At 64.2% G+C, this 13821-nt stretch carries 19 protein-coding genes; 4 read left to right on the forward strand and 15 right to left on the reverse strand.

All coding sequences use genetic code 11. The features are described from left to right. Positions 1 to 260: 260 nt before the first annotated feature. The 6 genes from MRBLWH11_RS17065 to MRBLWH11_RS17090 form a co-directional block, all read right to left on the reverse strand. Complete coding sequence (locus MRBLWH11_RS17065) at positions 261 to 779, reverse strand: hypothetical protein (RefSeq protein ID WP_341945684.1); 519 nt, start codon at positions 777 to 779, stop codon at positions 261 to 263. Beyond that, the gene (locus MRBLWH11_RS17070; protein ID WP_341945685.1) at positions 776 to 1168 is read right to left on the reverse strand and encodes a hypothetical protein; all 393 of its coding nucleotides are present in this window, start codon (positions 1166 to 1168) and stop codon (positions 776 to 778) included. The genes MRBLWH11_RS17065 and MRBLWH11_RS17070 overlap by 4 nt, the downstream gene beginning before the upstream one ends. Next, on the reverse strand, positions 1168 to 1512 hold the full coding sequence (locus tag MRBLWH11_RS17075; RefSeq protein WP_341945686.1) for a hypothetical protein: 345 nt from the start codon (positions 1510 to 1512) through the stop codon (positions 1168 to 1170). The genes MRBLWH11_RS17070 and MRBLWH11_RS17075 overlap by 1 nt, the downstream gene beginning before the upstream one ends. Positions 1513 to 1783: 271 nt before the next feature. Then, the gene (locus tag MRBLWH11_RS17080; protein ID WP_341945687.1) at positions 1784 to 2533 is read right to left on the reverse strand and encodes a methyltransferase; all 750 of its coding nucleotides are present in this window, start codon (positions 2531 to 2533) and stop codon (positions 1784 to 1786) included. A 357-nt stretch (positions 2534 to 2890) separates the two neighbouring features. Further along, positions 2891 to 3091: a hypothetical protein gene (locus MRBLWH11_RS17085; protein WP_341945688.1), complete on the reverse strand. Its 201-nt coding sequence runs from the start codon at positions 3089 to 3091 to the stop codon at positions 2891 to 2893. 324 nt (positions 3092 to 3415) lie between these two features. Continuing rightward, complete coding sequence (locus MRBLWH11_RS17090; RefSeq protein WP_341945689.1) at positions 3416 to 3640, reverse strand: hypothetical protein; 225 nt, start codon at positions 3638 to 3640, stop codon at positions 3416 to 3418. 242 nt (positions 3641 to 3882) lie between these two features. Between MRBLWH11_RS17090 and MRBLWH11_RS17095 the strand changes: the two genes are divergently transcribed. Then, positions 3883 to 4320 carry a hypothetical protein gene (locus MRBLWH11_RS17095; protein WP_341945690.1) on the forward strand — a complete coding sequence of 146 codons (438 nt, stop codon included), beginning with the start codon at positions 3883 to 3885 and terminating at the stop codon, positions 4318 to 4320. 320 nt (positions 4321 to 4640) lie between these two features. On the opposite strand, the gene MRBLWH11_RS17100 is transcribed toward MRBLWH11_RS17095, so the two are convergent. The 7 genes from MRBLWH11_RS17100 to MRBLWH11_RS17130 all read right to left on the reverse strand — a co-directional run bounded on the left by MRBLWH11_RS17100 (position 4641) and on the right by MRBLWH11_RS17130 (position 8766). Beyond that, on the reverse strand, positions 4641 to 5924 hold the full coding sequence (locus MRBLWH11_RS17100) for a tyrosine-type recombinase/integrase (RefSeq protein WP_341945691.1): 1284 nt from the start codon (positions 5922 to 5924) through the stop codon (positions 4641 to 4643). Between the two features lie 3 nt (positions 5925 to 5927). Further along, positions 5928 to 6170 carry a hypothetical protein gene (locus MRBLWH11_RS17105; protein WP_341945692.1) on the reverse strand — a complete coding sequence of 81 codons (243 nt, stop codon included), beginning with the start codon at positions 6168 to 6170 and terminating at the stop codon, positions 5928 to 5930. Positions 6171 to 6523: 353 nt separating this feature from the next. Then, on the reverse strand, positions 6524 to 6769 hold the full coding sequence (locus MRBLWH11_RS17110; RefSeq protein ID WP_341945693.1) for a hypothetical protein: 246 nt from the start codon (positions 6767 to 6769) through the stop codon (positions 6524 to 6526). An 86-nt stretch (positions 6770 to 6855) separates the two neighbouring features. Continuing rightward, positions 6856 to 7134: a DUF2945 domain-containing protein gene (locus tag MRBLWH11_RS17115; RefSeq protein ID WP_341945694.1), complete on the reverse strand. Its 279-nt coding sequence runs from the start codon at positions 7132 to 7134 to the stop codon at positions 6856 to 6858. Positions 7135 to 7169: 35 nt separating this feature from the next. Then, positions 7170 to 7436, reverse strand: coding sequence for a DUF6510 family protein (locus tag MRBLWH11_RS17120; protein ID WP_341945695.1), 267 nt, complete (start codon positions 7434 to 7436; stop codon positions 7170 to 7172). After that, the gene (locus MRBLWH11_RS17125; protein WP_341947849.1) at positions 7436 to 8176 is read right to left on the reverse strand and encodes a ferredoxin reductase; all 741 of its coding nucleotides are present in this window, start codon (positions 8174 to 8176) and stop codon (positions 7436 to 7438) included. The genes MRBLWH11_RS17120 and MRBLWH11_RS17125 overlap by 1 nt, the downstream gene beginning before the upstream one ends. Then, positions 8173 to 8766: a sulfite oxidase-like oxidoreductase gene (locus MRBLWH11_RS17130; RefSeq protein WP_341945696.1), complete on the reverse strand. Its 594-nt coding sequence runs from the start codon at positions 8764 to 8766 to the stop codon at positions 8173 to 8175. Before MRBLWH11_RS17130 ends, MRBLWH11_RS17125 begins: the two co-directional genes overlap by 4 nt. A gap of 98 nt (positions 8767 to 8864) precedes the next feature. Between MRBLWH11_RS17130 and MRBLWH11_RS17135 the strand changes: the two genes are divergently transcribed. Further along, positions 8865 to 9272, forward strand: a complete 408-nt coding sequence (locus tag MRBLWH11_RS17135) for a hypothetical protein (protein ID WP_116635283.1) — start codon at positions 8865 to 8867, stop codon at positions 9270 to 9272. Here MRBLWH11_RS17135 and MRBLWH11_RS17140 read toward each other — a convergent pair. Further along, positions 9201 to 11708 (reverse strand): HAD-IC family P-type ATPase, encoded by a 2508-nt coding sequence (locus MRBLWH11_RS17140; RefSeq protein ID WP_341945697.1) that lies wholly within the window; start codon positions 11706 to 11708, stop codon positions 9201 to 9203. The two genes, MRBLWH11_RS17135 and MRBLWH11_RS17140, sit on opposite strands and share 72 nt — an antisense overlap. 162 nt (positions 11709 to 11870) lie before the next feature. Between MRBLWH11_RS17140 and MRBLWH11_RS17145 the strand changes: the two genes are divergently transcribed. Beyond that, complete coding sequence (locus tag MRBLWH11_RS17145; RefSeq protein WP_341945698.1) at positions 11871 to 12311, forward strand: hypothetical protein; 441 nt, start codon at positions 11871 to 11873, stop codon at positions 12309 to 12311. Further along, positions 12308 to 13432, forward strand: a complete 1125-nt coding sequence (locus MRBLWH11_RS17150) for a DUF998 domain-containing protein (RefSeq protein WP_341945699.1) — start codon at positions 12308 to 12310, stop codon at positions 13430 to 13432. Before MRBLWH11_RS17145 ends, MRBLWH11_RS17150 begins: the two co-directional genes overlap by 4 nt. On the opposite strand, the gene MRBLWH11_RS17155 is transcribed toward MRBLWH11_RS17150, so the two are convergent. Then, the gene (locus tag MRBLWH11_RS17155) at positions 13383 to 13763 is read right to left on the reverse strand and encodes a PLDc N-terminal domain-containing protein (protein ID WP_116635287.1); all 381 of its coding nucleotides are present in this window, start codon (positions 13761 to 13763) and stop codon (positions 13383 to 13385) included. The two genes, MRBLWH11_RS17150 and MRBLWH11_RS17155, sit on opposite strands and share 50 nt — an antisense overlap. Positions 13764 to 13821: the final 58 nt, after the last annotated feature.

A 13821-nucleotide genomic window follows, 5' to 3' on the forward strand; every position in this document is an offset into this window, starting at 1 on the left:
GACAGGTACAGTGGGCCACGTATCCGAACGCGCGGTAGTGGCATTTGGGTGACGGGTCGTGTGCTGGTGCGTCAGGAATATGACATTTGGCACATGACGGGTGGTCAACGTTGACGCCCATCATTCGACCCGTTTGTGAGCATTCGGGCAGAGTGGATTGCCGACCATGAATGGGTTGCGACACTTACCGCACACGTGTGGTCTTTCGTCGTGCGCATACGTCGGTGCAGCAGCACCGGGCGAAAGTGAGATGTAGTTGCTCACGATGCGTCTCCCTCGGGCCAGATGCGACGACCGGTGATGAACCCCTCGGTTGCGTCCAAATCGGATCCGTCAGCGAATCGAAACTTGCCATCGGTTCCAACGATGGCAACAAACTCGTGTAGGCCAGACCCCATCAGCCAAACCTCTTCAGGCTTTGCGTAATGCCACGGCTTGGGCTCTGGGTGATTCGCGAAGTAGGAGCGCGCCGCACTCAAAAACTCGATGTCGCGCTTCGAACCAAGGCCGACGATCTCGTCGGCAGGGCGGACAACACAGGTGGCGAAGGACGGCTCGTGGAGGATGCGGGCAATCCGAACACCCAGCGGATCGTGCTTCACCACGTAGTCGGGATTTTCGGGCCAACGCCACCGTCCGAGTTCTTCGTCGCGCTTATGCTGGAAGTACTCGCACAGAGCATCGACCTCCACTGGCGTGAGGAACATGCTCGAAAGCAGAACCCCGCCCTGCGGCTGCTTCTCGATCTTTCGACCGTTGCTTGCTGCGAATTCGTTCATGTGTTCTTCTCCAATGCGGATCCCCATTCGGCGCGCGGGAATCGTTGTTTCAAATCTGCGAATACAACTTCGGCTTCACGTGCACCAATTTCGGCGGTGAGCAAGCGTTGCAGTTCATTGCGGCGTCTTTTGACACGCCGGCTGAGTCGTATCGTTCTACCCACCCAGCCCACTGGTGTGTATGTGTCGACCGCGCGAACAATGAGCTGGTTCGCAACAAGACGATGAAACTCATGCACCCTTGTTAGCGCGCCAATCAACCCGTGACCAATAAGAAACATGGCGAACTGTTCATCGTCATACACGGCGTCCTTCACGTCCTCGAAATCATTCGGCCACACCCACTCAATGTCATCCGGAGCAAGGGTGTTATCGCGGTACGTGGACATCACTTGTCCGAACTGATTGCGGCTAGACGAGCCAAGACTCGGCGAGCATGATCCCGAGCCGGTTGGGATGCCTCAAGCCCCGTGAATCCGTCCTCGAGATCCATGTCTTCGATGAGTTCCCGGATGAAGAACTTGGGATTGATAGACGGGTTCAGCCCGATCTCTTCGCGAAGAAGGAGGAAGTAGGGATTTGTTGGGTTCGCCTGCGGGCGGTCGTACTCGGTTCGCGGCCAGAGTTGCCACCCCAGGGACTCATCCGCATACTCCGCTCGCCGACCCATGAAGGGGTCGACCATCGGCATCGGGTCATCGTTGAACTGCGGGCGGCTGCTGAACATGCTCATGGTCGTTCTCCTTCATCGTCGTTTCGGTCGTGCGTAAGAATTTGTGCGGGGTCCGGGTATCCCCAGACACACCAGACCCCGCAACGTGACAGACCCACACCGCCACACCCCACACCCCAGGCGTGAGGACAAGAACGGGGGCCAGTGCGTGAACACCAGCCCCCAGGGTTTAGTGGGAGTTACACGACCAACCACGGTCGCTACAAACTCAGAACCACCAACCCGAGTGCCCGTACGCCGCGACAGTGAGCGCGCGCACGGGCCGTATTTGCTAGAACAAGCTGTCGTCTGTCACTTGATCCACTTCGACGCATGCGATCTCGACCGCGGGCGAAACGCCGTGCCAACGATCGGCATAGACGCGGGTGTCGACACCACAACCTGCCTCGAGCGTGATGCCCGTTTGCTTGACGAACGTCCGGTACTTCTGCGCTTCGGTTCGTCTATAGCCGGTGTCGTTCGAAAGGTCGAATCCCGCAGAGGAGTTAGGAATGATGTGCGTTCCGAAACCTGCGTGATGGGCGGCTATGTCTATGACGTGGTACTCGAACTCGGAGCCTCGGTATCTCGGTGCGTTCGCGGCGCGCTTGATCTTCCCGAACGGCGGGTTGCTGATTGCGTGATCGAAGTCGCCCCAACTGGAGTGATCGAAGATGCTTCCCACGACCCATTCGGCGTCGGGGACCATCTTGCGCCCGACGCGTGCGTATTCGGGATTCAGTTCCACGCACACGACCCGACTGGCTCTGCTCATCTCAAGCGCGGCAAGACTCAAGGTGCCCATTCCGGCGCACAGATCCAGCACCGCTCCTTCGAATTGCCAGCCGCCGAGCTCAAGCATCGCGTCAGTAGCGAGACCCCAGGGGGTGAAGAACGCGCCGGTCAAGCCATTGATCTGCGTGGCACCTTCCTGCCAGTTTTCGATTACAAACATTCGGTCATCGTCGTCAAGTTTCGGCTTCCTCAGAATCCTCTCTGCCTCTTCGTGATTCTTGGCCTCTTGCTTGCTAAGTTTTGCCATGTGTCCTCGCCCGGTGATTCTCCGGGGCGACCGATTACAGGCTCGAGGACCGTCACGTAACCCTGTGACATGGTTCACGGCGACCAAACCCGTGCCAAACGACGCATCACCCCGCGCCTGGTTCCGCCCGTCTTACATGGCGGCGAACTGTCGAAAACTCCACACCCCCAAAGATCCCGGCCCACTTACATCCGGAACCCGCAGCCGAAGCTTCTGGGTTTTATGTGACGCGTCCCCGTTGCCGAGCCAGTGAGAGCCGGGATAGGTGACGCTATATAGGTGATGCATGCCGGCCGCTGGGGTCGACGAGTAGCGGGTAAGTCAGTACGACCTACCAGCCGGATCAGATGACGGGGATCAGCCGTGGATGCGATGCATCCGTTCAAGGACTCGTCGCGCGTGGTAGATCTGCGCGACCGGATAGCCCAGCCAGTACCGCTGCGGCTGCCGGATCATCTCGACGTCAGATGCAACGTGCACGCCTTCTTCGCGGATCTTGAGCAGGACCGCATTGCTCGGGTTGGTCTGCGGGTACAGGGTGGACGCGAACTGAGTCATGATGCCGCCTCCACTACTGCTCGATGCTCAGGGCGGGGGCATTCGAGGACGCAACCGCAATCACATGCGTCGTAACAGCACTCGCAGGCGAGCAGAAACCGGAGAAGCTTCTCCATCGGGTGCAGGTTCATCGCACTACCTCCTGCTTGCATGCACGGACATACCGACTCGACGGGTGACCGGAAGCAGTCACCACAGCCGGGTCAGACGCCTCACGATCCGCCCAGTAACGCTTCGATGCACGCACCGTCACCGCCATCACCGCAAGAGGCCAGAGAACAATCGCCGCGGGGATCCAGATGTAAGCGGGGATCATGTCGTACATCAGAGTTCCCATTCCTCATCAGGAAGCGCCTTCAAGAACCGGCGTGCTTCTTCTACCGGGACGATGCGCTTACGACCGGAGTATTTGGGTGTGAGGTCGCGGCGTTCGATGTGCTTGTAGAGCTGTCGGGCTGAGAGTCCGATGACTTCTGAGAGTCGGGGGATGTCGAATGCGAGGATGCCGGACTTGTCGAGGGCATCTTCTGCGGTCTGCTTAGCGCTCACCGAACATCTCCTTCACGGTCAAACGACGAACACCCCCGGCCAACACGACGTCGCGGACAGTGACGTGCTCGTTGTGAGCGCGCATCTGGTCCACGATCGTCATGCGACCGGGGGTGTGGTTGGGAGTGGTGATCCCATCTCTTCTCTGCATATGTGCAGTCTAAGCGAGCAGAGATGCAGTGTCAAGCGCATACGCAGGTTTAAACCGCATACGTTCAGCCTGAGACCGCTAAACTGCTGTCATGGCAATCCGTAAACTCCCAGAAACGTTCGACCAGCACCTCGGATCCGTGATCGACGGACTAGCAAAAGCGAGGGGTGGACGACCGTGGCTTGCGAGCCTCACCGACTGGTCCGAAGGGACAGTTGAACGACGCGTCACAGGACGCACAGAGTTCACAGTCAAAGAGCTAGAGATTGTTGCCGCAGCGCTTGGTTCCTCCCCCGCAACCATCGTTAGTCATGCGCTTCGGAACTACGCGAACAGTACCGAGCAGGACGGCGTTGCCAAGCTGTTGCGTGAAGAGGGCCCAATGTCGGCGGCACCCGTTAGCCTCACCGAACATCGGACCCGGAAGAAGCCGTCCGAGATGACAGAGGATGAGTTGGATGCGTTCAAGGGGGAACAAGCCGCTAACACCGACCCAGAGTTGGGTCGGGACGAACCTGAAGCGCCCTAGGGGTAGGGCGTATGATCCGTGGAGGCATGCTGAGGAGCTGGGAATTGACGTGTATGTGCGCCGGTTGAGGTCCGCGCATGGCCTGTGGTTTCCGGAGTATGGGGAGATTCTGATCAGTGACCGTTTGCGGTTACGGGATCAGAGGATCACCCTGGCGCACGAGATCGGCCATAGTGTTCTCGGGCATACGGATGATCGCCCGAAGCACGAAAAACAGGCCGACCAGTTCGCGGCCCGGAATCTGATTGATCCGGACGAATTGGCCGACCTGTATGAGTGGTGTCCTGATGAGCGGCGTATTGCTGCCGAGCTCGGGGTGACTACGACTCTATTTCGTGCGTACGTACTGTCTCGGGCCGCATGAACTGTGCCGAGTACGACACCATGCCCGCCTCCAACTGTCCCGGCTCTGTCCGGGAACGGTAGGCGCGTGTCATCGCCCGTGTTGAGTGCCCGATGATCTCCTGGATGATCTCTTCGCGAACACCAGCCCGGTAGAGCAGGTCAACCGCCGTGTGACGGATGTCGTGCAATCGGACACGGCGTCCGGGTCCGAAGACTTCATCGCGGATCTTGGGCCACTCGTGCGTGATGCGGTCGGGGTCGGGTGGCACCATCCACTTGTAACGTCCGTGCTTAGTCGCGAACACCAGCCCCCATTCGTTAGCCGGCGCTTGTGCAATGTACTGGAGTAGGTGTCGCCGCAACGGGTCTACGAGGGGGATGATGCGCCAACCCGCCCGAGACTTGGGGCGGGTCAGGTGCATGCCACCTTTGATCTGCCGCACCTCATAGTCATGCGGTTTCTGCAGGACGCGCTCAGGGCAGTTCCCTGCGCGCCGATGGCTACATGTTCCACCGCATCCGTGCGTGTACTCGAGCCGCTGCAATTGCCAGGACAGGTCGAGGGTGTCACCGATGCGATCGATCTCGAGGCCCGCGATCTCGCTACGACGCGCACCCGTGAGCAGGTAGGTTGCCCAGAGTGCAAGATCGGGGTGGTGGTTGTCTTCGAGGTACTTCAACAGTCGGTCAGCGTCAGACAACGTGAACACGTCCAGGTCTGGTACAGCCTTGCGTGGTGGTTCGACTCGTTTCGCGGGGTTGAAGAACAACGCCCCTTGACGTACGGCGAACTCGAGGCCCGCGGATGCGTAGTGGTAGGCGTTGGTGGCGGTACTGGGCGAGAGTCCTTGCCCGATGACGAACGCTTCGATGCGCCGCACAGTGTCCGGTGTGACCTTGCTGAGTAGCGTGGATGCGCCGAGCGCGGGAACAATGTAGGACCGTACGTACTGTTCATACGTTTTAGCCGTCTTGGGTCGCTTGTTCGGGATGACCTGCATCTTCAACCATTTCGCGAACCATGTTTCAACGGTGGGTGATGCGGATGGCAGTGTCCCCATTTGCCGTTTCTGTTCCCGTAGTTCACGGAGCGCAGTGTCGGCTTCGGCTCGTGTGCGGAACCGTTGGACTTTCCGGTTGCGGAACGGGGTGCCGTCGGAGTGCCATTTGATGGGTGGCAGTTCGATGGCTACGGCCCACAGTCCGGAAGACTTCTCCTTGTACTGTGCACCGTCGCCACTACGCGCTCGAGACGCCATAGATCACCCCTCTTCCCGATCGCTGTTGTCCCGCTCGATATCGCCCGCGTACACATCTCCGATGCGTCGGTAGCGCCGGAGGCTTCGTGTGCAGAGTTCGCCATGCGCCTTCTCGAAGACCGCGAGAGCGGCGCGGGCCATCTCGTCGGGATTGATCCACCACGAGGGGTGTCGGTCGTCGGGGGCGTGGAAATTATCCAAGATAGCCTTCGCGGCTTCCTTGACCATTTTCTCGTTAACGCTCATCCGGATCTCCCCGCTTCATGCTTCGTGCTTCGGTTGTGTTTCGCGGACTCCGTTGTCCGCTTCATCCCTTCTCAGGCTTACGACGTACATCACAGCTGTTCCTCTCCGGGTCAGTTCCAGTAGCCGAACGGTGTAGCCCCCGCACTGACACCCAGTGCGGGGAGTACCGCGTAACAGCCACTTTAGACTGCGAATGCGAAGTATGCAACCCCAGATCTGATGTACCGCCGGTTTCCGGTACCGTAGGTCGCAGGTTCGACTCCTGTCGGGGGCACGAAATCGCAGAAGGGGACCGTCCGCCAGGACGGTCCCCTTCTGCGATTTCTAGGTAACCCCCTACCGAGGGGCCCTGTTCAGAGGAGCAGATCCTCGAGGTCGCTGAGCGACAGAGTCCGTCCGCTCGCCACCGGATTCCCCTCCTCGACCCGGAAGTCGTAGAGGTCGCCGTCGCGCCGCAGGTGGGCGACGTAGTCGATGTCGTGCGCGCGGTGCACCTCCCACTCCCCCGGTGCGACGTACGTGAATCGGTACGTGTTGTTCGCGCTGCTCCATTCGGTGACGACATCGGGTTGATCCTCAAGACGGATCGAGTTGCTCACGGCGGGCTCCCTTCACTTCGAGGTCTTCTTCAGTCGCCGGAGGGCTGCGCCCTTACGCGCCGCGCGCGCACCGGTCTTCTCCGAAGTCACGATGAACGCGGGCTCACCCGCGGATGCCGTGAACCTCTGCCCGTCGAGTCGAAGTCCTCGACACGCCTTTCCTCGACGACGCCTCGGGTGCGCCCCTGCGAGGTGTTCCATGACACCCGGTCGCCTCTGCCCAGGGATTCCGTCATCGCGTCTCCTTCTTCTCGGGTCGTGACCCCGCGCACGCTCGGCCACAGGGCTGCCTCTCTCCTGGTCCGATCGAGCCTGCGCTCTGATCGACGCCCCATGAAGGGGGTTGCCAAGCGATCGGATCTCATGGCACCGGCAAAGATGTCGGAAAGCCGAGCCCCCGTCAGGCGCCGATCGCGCCGAGCGTCCCGACGACGAGTCGAGGGCCGTCCTGCCCGCGCAGCAGAGTGAACAGCGTCCTGGTGCAGGATCGGCACCGCACGATCGCGGAGTGACTGTCGACCTCGACCACGGTCTCGGCGACGTTCGCCGCGGTTCCGCACCCGGAGCAGGTGGCGACGAGCGAGGTGATGTCGGCGCCGAACAGGTCTCCCATCATCCCCGCGAGGCAGTTGCCGTCGACGATCATCGAGCTGTGAGCAGCATCCATCAGCGACCTCCGAATCGTTCGGTGCGCACGCGCGCAGGATCGTGCCCCAACCGGACGAGCGCGTCCGCCGCGTGCTCGACGAAACCGGTCGGGCCGCACACGAACACGAGCGGCTCCCGCTCGACGGGCCAGACCGCGTCTCGGAGCGTGTCCTCATCGACGCGGCCGACGCTGCCCTCCCAGTCGGGCGGGGCCGACCTCGTGTACACCCACCGCACATCGATGCCGGCTGCGGCAGCCGACACGACCTCCTCGCGGTAGATGGCATCCTCGGGACTGCGCACCGAGTACAGCATCCGGACGGAGTCGACCGCACCGGCATCCTGCGCCGCGCGCATCATCGCCACGAGCGGCACGACGCCCGATCCCCCGGCGATCAGCTGCACGGGCCCCCGTCGCTCCGGCTCCTCCTGATCCGGACGCCACACGAAGAACTGCCCGAGCGGACCTTTGACCTCGAGCTCATCGCCGATCCGGACATCGCGCACCAGATAGGGCGAGACCTCGCCGTCGGGTACCTCGTCGACAGCGAGCTCGATCACCTCGGTCGACGCCCCGTAGGAGCCGAGAGAGTAGGACCGCACCGCCTGATACCCGTCCTCCGCCGTGAGCCGCACGTCGACGTGCTGGCCCGCGTCACTGCCCGTCCAACCCGGAACCTCCAGGCGGATGCTGCGCGCAGAGGGAGACTGGGTGCGGGTCTCGATCACCCGTGCCGGACGCCACCCGCCGACGATCACCAATAGCGTTCCTCGGTCCACGGATCGCCGTGCATGTTGTAGCCGTTCTGCTCCCAGAAACCGGGCGCATCCTCGTCCATCAGGGTCAGCGCTCTCACCCACTTCGCGCTCTTCCAGAAGTACAGGTGCGGCACGAGCAGACGCGCCGGACCACCGTGCTCCGGGTCCAGGGGCTCGCCCTCGAACTCGAACGCGATCCACGACTGCCCACCGAGCAGGTCGTCGAGGGCGACGTTCGTCGTGTATCCGCCGTAGGAGTGGGCCATCGCGTACGACGCGGCCGTGTCGACGTCGGCGAGGAGCGTGTCGAGCGAGATGCCGCGCCATGCGGTGCCGAGCTTCGACCAGCGCGTCACGCAGTGGATGTCGGTGTGCACCTCCTCGATGGGGAGCGCCTGCAGCTCGTCCCAGGTCCAGGACGTCACGAACCCGGCTTCGTTACGGATGCCGAAGCTCCACTCGGCCGTGGAGATCTGCGGCGTCGGTCCGGCAGACAGCACCGGGAAGTCCTCTGTCAGATACTGGCCCGGCGGGAGCTTCGGATCGCTCTCCCTGCGGCGTGCGCCGAAGCCTCTCGAGATCACTGCCATGGTCATTCTCCTTCGCGGCCGGGTAGACGGACGCTAGCAGAGCATCACCCCGCTCGGCGATCACTTCACGGATCAGACCCTGCTTGTACAGTGATCGCGTGGACACCGTCACCGAGCAGCCCCGCACGCACAAGCGACCCGTCGTCGTCACCGTCGTGGTGATCCTGGTCGTGCTGAGCGGCCTGTCGAACGCGCTCCTCGGTCTCACCGTGCTCCTGAGCCGGTATCAGGTGCCCGACGGTGACGTGCTCGTCGTGTCGCTGATCGGCGCGGCCGTCATCCTGTTCGGCCTGCTGACCCTCGCAGTGGCGGCGGCGATCGCCCGCGGCAGTCGTCTCGCCCGCCTGCTGCTGACGATCTACATCGGCGTGCAGCTGGCTCTGCACGTCGTGACGGCGCTCACCACCACGTGGGATTGGGCCGTGCTCGTCCAGTCAGTCGTCGAGCTGCTGGTGCTGGTCGCCGTCTGGGCGCCGCCCGGATCGCGGCACTTCCTCGACCGCTGACCCTCCAGCCACGGCGTTCGACCGGGCGAGGAACCGCCGGTGGATCAGCCGGACGATCTCGATGGCGAGGATCGTCGCGATCGTGACGGCGGCGATCAGGTACGCGGCCCCCTCTCCCGGATCCACGAGCTGGAAGAACTCCCCGGCGAGCGGCACCGTGAACAGGATCGACAGCGCGATGAACATCGCACCCACCACCAGCACCTTGTAGCGGTTGAGCGGTCGCGCCAGCACCGAGAGCACCCAGATCCCGACGATGGCGAGGATGATGGTCGAACCGGTCCGCAGCTGCGGCTCGGTGACGCCGAGCGCCATGGCGCCGCGCGTGTACACGGTCAACGCGATCGCGATCAGGAGGCCTGCGGGGATCGCGAACGCCAGCGAGCGCCGCAGGAACCCGGGGACGTAGCGGCTCGCATTCGGCATCAGCGCGAGGAAGAACGCCGGGATGCCGATCGTCAGGCCGTCCGTGATCGACAGCTGTCTCGGCAGGAACGGGAACTCCAGCACCATGACGCCGAAGAGCACGGCGAGCGTCGTCGCGTAGACGGTCTTCGTCAGGAAGAGCATCGAGACGCGCTCGATGTTCGCGATCACCTGTCGCCCCTCCGCGACGACGTCCGGCAGGTGCGAGAACTGTCCGTCCAGCAGCACGAGCCGCGCGACGGCCTTCGTCGCCGGCGACCCGGAGTTCATCGCGATGCCGATGTCGGCCGTCTTGATCGCGAGCGCGTCGTTCACGCCGTCGCCGGTCATCGCGACCGTGTGTCCGCGCGCCTGCAGCGCGACCACCATGCGCTTCTTCTGCTCGGGGGTCACCCGGCCGAAGACGGTATGCGCTTCGAGCACCGGACCGAGCTCGGCGTCGTCCTCCGGGAGCTGCCGTGCGTCGTAGCCCTCTCCGGCATCGAGACCCACCTGCCGGGCGATCGCCGCGACCGTGCGCGGATTGTCTCCGGAGATCACCCGCACTCCGACGCCCTGCGCGCGGAAGTACGACAGCGTCTGCGCCGCATCCGGTCGCACCTTCTCGCTGAACGTGATCACCGCTACCGGCACGAGACCCGTCGGAAGAGCCTCGGACTCCTGCGCGGCGGAGGAGTAGGGATCCGCGGTGAACGCGAGGACGAGCGTGCGCAGGCCCTCGGCAGCCAGGCGCGTGACGGCTTCGCCCACCTCGGTGCCGGCATCCGTCGCCGCGTCTCCCAGCACCATCTCGGGAGCGCCGAGCACCCAAGTCTCGTCGCCGCGGTCGGCGAACGAGAGGGCGCTCCACTTGCGCGCGGACGAGAAGGAGACATAGACGGATGCGTCGCGCGGCGCCGATGCGGGGAACGGCTCGCGCAGGCACCGCGCGGTCGCATTCGCATCCGGAGCGCCGCCGAACCAGGCGAGCGCCGCCTCCCACTCCCCCGTCGCCGAACCGAGCTCGAGCAGATCGCGGTATGCGAGCTCGCCCTCGGTGAGAGTGCCGGTCTTGTCGAGGCAGATGATGTCCACGCGCGCGAGTCCCTCGACGGCGGGCAGCTCGTTGACGAGCACCTGCCGAGCCGCGAGACGCGCGGCACCGACGGCGAAGGCGATCGACGTCATCAGCACGAGGCCGAGCGGGATCATCGCGGTCAACGAGGAGATCGTGTTGACGATCGCCTGCGTCCAGGTGCCGGTCTCCCACGCCGTCACCCAGCCGCCCGCGACCATCATCTGCGCGTTCAGGACGAGGAGGCCGATCGGACCGATCCCCCAGCCGACCCACTTCAGCACACGGTCGATCGACGTGCGCAGCTCGGAGGACACGAGAGAGAAGCGCTTGGCCTCCTCGGCGAACTTGTTGGCGTAGGAGTCCGCCCCGACGCGCACGGCGCGCGCGATGCCGTCACCCGCCACCACGATCGAGCCGGACAGCGCCTCGTCGCCGTCGTTCTTGTCGACGGCATCCGATTCGCCCGTCAGCATCGACTCGTCGATCTGGAGCGCACGATGCTCGAGCACCACGGCATCCGCGGTGACCTGATCTCCGGCGCGGAGCACGAGGATGTCGCCCTGGACGACGTCGGCAGGAGAGATCTCGATATCCTGCGAATCCCGGCGCACTCGTGCGCGCGGCGCATTCAGCAGCGCCAGCCGGTCGAGAGCCGCCTTGGCGCGGAACTCCTGCCAGCATCCGATGATCGCGTTGCCGAAAGCCGCGAGGCCGAAGAGCGCGTCCTGCCAGCGACCCAGGAGGAGCAGGACGAGGAAGCAGGCGCCGACGATCCCGTTGAAGAGCGTGAAGACGTTCGCGCGGACGATGTTCCACGCGCTGCGGCTGGAGTCGCCCGCGAACGCGTTGGTCCGGCCGTCCGCCGTCAGCTCGGCCACGCGCGCTGCCGTGAGGCCCGTCCGGGGGTCGGTGTCGAGGTCGTCCTGCTGCTGCACCGCCGTGGGGGACTCCATGCGCCCCATATTAGGGGCGGGCCGAACTCGAGCCGGGTTCGGCCGCGCATCACTCTCCCGGGGTGACGCGCCGCGCGCGAGCTCGGCGCGAGAATCACCAGCGAGCGCAGGGATTCCGCCCCGCGCCCCGTCATGCCGCCCGTCGGCAGAGAGGTGTGAATCATGTCCTCCACCAGAGCGTCGACCGGATCCTCGGCCTGGACGGGATGGGCGGCTTTCGCCGGCGTCATCATCCTCATCAGCGGCATCTTCGGACTGCTGCAGGGTCTCGTGATCCTGCTCGGGCCGCGGGCCTCCTATGTCGTGGTCGACGGATCGCTGTTCCTCTTCGACGTCACCGGGTGGGGATGGTGGCACGTCGTCATCGGAGCGCTGCTCACGATCACCGCGTTCGCACTGTTCAGCGGTGCGACGTGGGCGCGCGTCGTCGCCGTCATCCTGGCGGTGATCAGCGCCGCCGGGCAGCTGCTCGTGATGCCGCTGCAGCCCTGGTGGTCGGTCATCGTGATCGCGATCGACGTGCTCATCATCTACGCCCTCACCGCGCACGGTCACGAGCTCTCTGAACGGCGCGCGCCGCATCAGCGCGGGAGCATGGTGTGACCGCACAGCTGCGCGTCAGGCAGGTGCTGCGCCACCCGTTCCGGAACGCGGAGTCGCGGGAGTCCGCCGCGCTGCTCATCGCCGCCGGTGTGCTCGTCGTCGCGACCGTCGTCTCGCTCCTGGTCTTCCGCGGCGGACCTCTCCCGATCGCGGGCCCCGGGTCGATCGGGCAGTTCGTCGCCCTCGCCGCCGCCGTCACGGCCTTCGGCGTCTTCATCGCCGCCGTGACGGTGTCGCGCGCCGGCCCGCAGGACGCGCGGGCACTCCCCCGCATGCGATGGTTCGACATCGCGAGCATCGCCGCGGCCCACGGGGTCATCGCGCTGCTCGGCTGGATCGGCATGGCGAACATCGTGGAGCGCAGCTTCGTCGGCGCCGTCGTGTTCCCGGTGTCGGCAGCCCTGCTGGCCGGGGTCGCGATCGCGGTCACCGCCTATCTCACGACGGTGTCGGCGATGAGCATGACCCCGACGAGGCTGTCGCTGGTGCTCATGGTCTTCCTCGTGGTCGGGGTGTTCGCGAGCATGCTCAGCGCCACCGACCCCCTGTGGTGGCAGAAGAACCTCAGCACACTCGGGATCTCCGACGACATGTCGGCGCTGGCGTTCAACCTCACCGTGATCATCGCGGGGCTCATCGTCACGACCATCGCGCACTTCGGCACGATCGACATCCCCGTCGACACCGAGAAGGCCCGACGCGGACGGCGCGTCGTGCGGATCGAGCTGCTCCTGATGGGGGTGTTCCTCGCGGGCGTCGGCCTCTTCCCCGTCGACACCCACTTCGCGATCCACAACACCGTGGCCTCCGGGATGGCGGTGCTGTTCGTCGCGCTCGTGATCGGCCTGCGGTGGCATGTCCCCGGCACTCCCCGGGTGTTCCTGATGCTCGGCTACGCCTTCGTGCTCATCATCGTCGTGCTCGCCGTGCTGTTCACCACCGGCTACTACAACCTGACGGCGGTCGAGCTGATCGCCTTCCTCATCATCTTCGGCTGGCTGATGCTGTTCCTCCGCAACACGGCCGCCGCCGGCACAGGGGCCGACGGCGGCGAGCGCCGGACGGATGCCGTCAGCGAGCCAGCGCCTTCCCCTTCAGGGTCTCGTACTCTCCCGCAGTGATCGCACCGGAGTCGAGCAGCGCCTTGGCCTTGGTGATGTCGTCGGCGGGCGACGCCGTGCCGGCGGTCTCGCGGATGTAGGCGGTCTGCGCCTCACGCAGAGCGCCGATCTCTGCCGCGCGGCGCTCCGCCATCCCCTGTCCCCGGGCGATGAGGTAGACGAGGGCGGTGAGGAACGGCAGGAACACCAGGAAGATGATCCACACCGCCTTGAGCCAGCCGTTGAGCGACTGGTCGCGGAAGATGTCGCCGATGATCGTGAACACGACCATCAGGTAGGAGATGAAGACGAAGGACCAGAAGAACCAGGCGATGAGATCCCAGATGAACATGATTTTCTTCCTTTGCTCGGGGACACGACCGTGCCGGAACCGAAGCTAGTGAGCGGAC

The organism is Microbacterium sp. LWH11-1.2 (assembly GCF_038397745.1).
Taxonomy (GTDB): Bacteria; Actinomycetota; Actinomycetes; order Actinomycetales; family Microbacteriaceae; genus Microbacterium.

Coding starts and splice junctions, on each gene's coding strand:
- MRBLWH11_RS17065 (WP_341945684.1), bottom strand. CDS start 779: ATGAACGAATTCGCAGCAAGCAACGGTCGAAAGATCGAGAAGCAGCCG.
- MRBLWH11_RS17070 (WP_341945685.1), bottom strand. CDS start 1,168: ATGTCCACGTACCGCGATAACACCCTTGCTCCGGATGACATTGAGTGG.
- MRBLWH11_RS17075 (WP_341945686.1), bottom strand. CDS start 1,512: ATGAGCATGTTCAGCAGCCGCCCGCAGTTCAACGATGACCCGATGCCG.
- MRBLWH11_RS17080 (WP_341945687.1), bottom strand. CDS start 2,533: ATGGCAAAACTTAGCAAGCAAGAGGCCAAGAATCACGAAGAGGCAGAG.
- MRBLWH11_RS17085 (WP_341945688.1), bottom strand. CDS start 3,091: ATGACTCAGTTCGCGTCCACCCTGTACCCGCAGACCAACCCGAGCAAT.
- MRBLWH11_RS17095 (WP_341945690.1), top strand. CDS start 3,883: ATGGCAATCCGTAAACTCCCAGAAACGTTCGACCAGCACCTCGGATCC.
- MRBLWH11_RS17100 (WP_341945691.1), bottom strand. CDS start 5,924: ATGGCGTCTCGAGCGCGTAGTGGCGACGGTGCACAGTACAAGGAGAAG.
- MRBLWH11_RS17105 (WP_341945692.1), bottom strand. CDS start 6,170: ATGAGCGTTAACGAGAAAATGGTCAAGGAAGCCGCGAAGGCTATCTTG.
- MRBLWH11_RS17115 (WP_341945694.1), bottom strand. CDS start 7,134: ATGAGATCCGATCGCTTGGCAACCCCCTTCATGGGGCGTCGATCAGAG.
- MRBLWH11_RS17120 (WP_341945695.1), bottom strand. CDS start 7,436: ATGGATGCTGCTCACAGCTCGATGATCGTCGACGGCAACTGCCTCGCG.
- MRBLWH11_RS17130 (WP_341945696.1), bottom strand. CDS start 8,766: ATGGCAGTGATCTCGAGAGGCTTCGGCGCACGCCGCAGGGAGAGCGAT.
- MRBLWH11_RS17140 (WP_341945697.1), bottom strand. CDS start 11,708: ATGGAGTCCCCCACGGCGGTGCAGCAGCAGGACGACCTCGACACCGAC.
- MRBLWH11_RS17145 (WP_341945698.1), top strand. CDS start 11,871: ATGTCCTCCACCAGAGCGTCGACCGGATCCTCGGCCTGGACGGGATGG.
- MRBLWH11_RS17155 (WP_116635287.1), bottom strand. CDS start 13,763: ATGTTCATCTGGGATCTCATCGCCTGGTTCTTCTGGTCCTTCGTCTTC.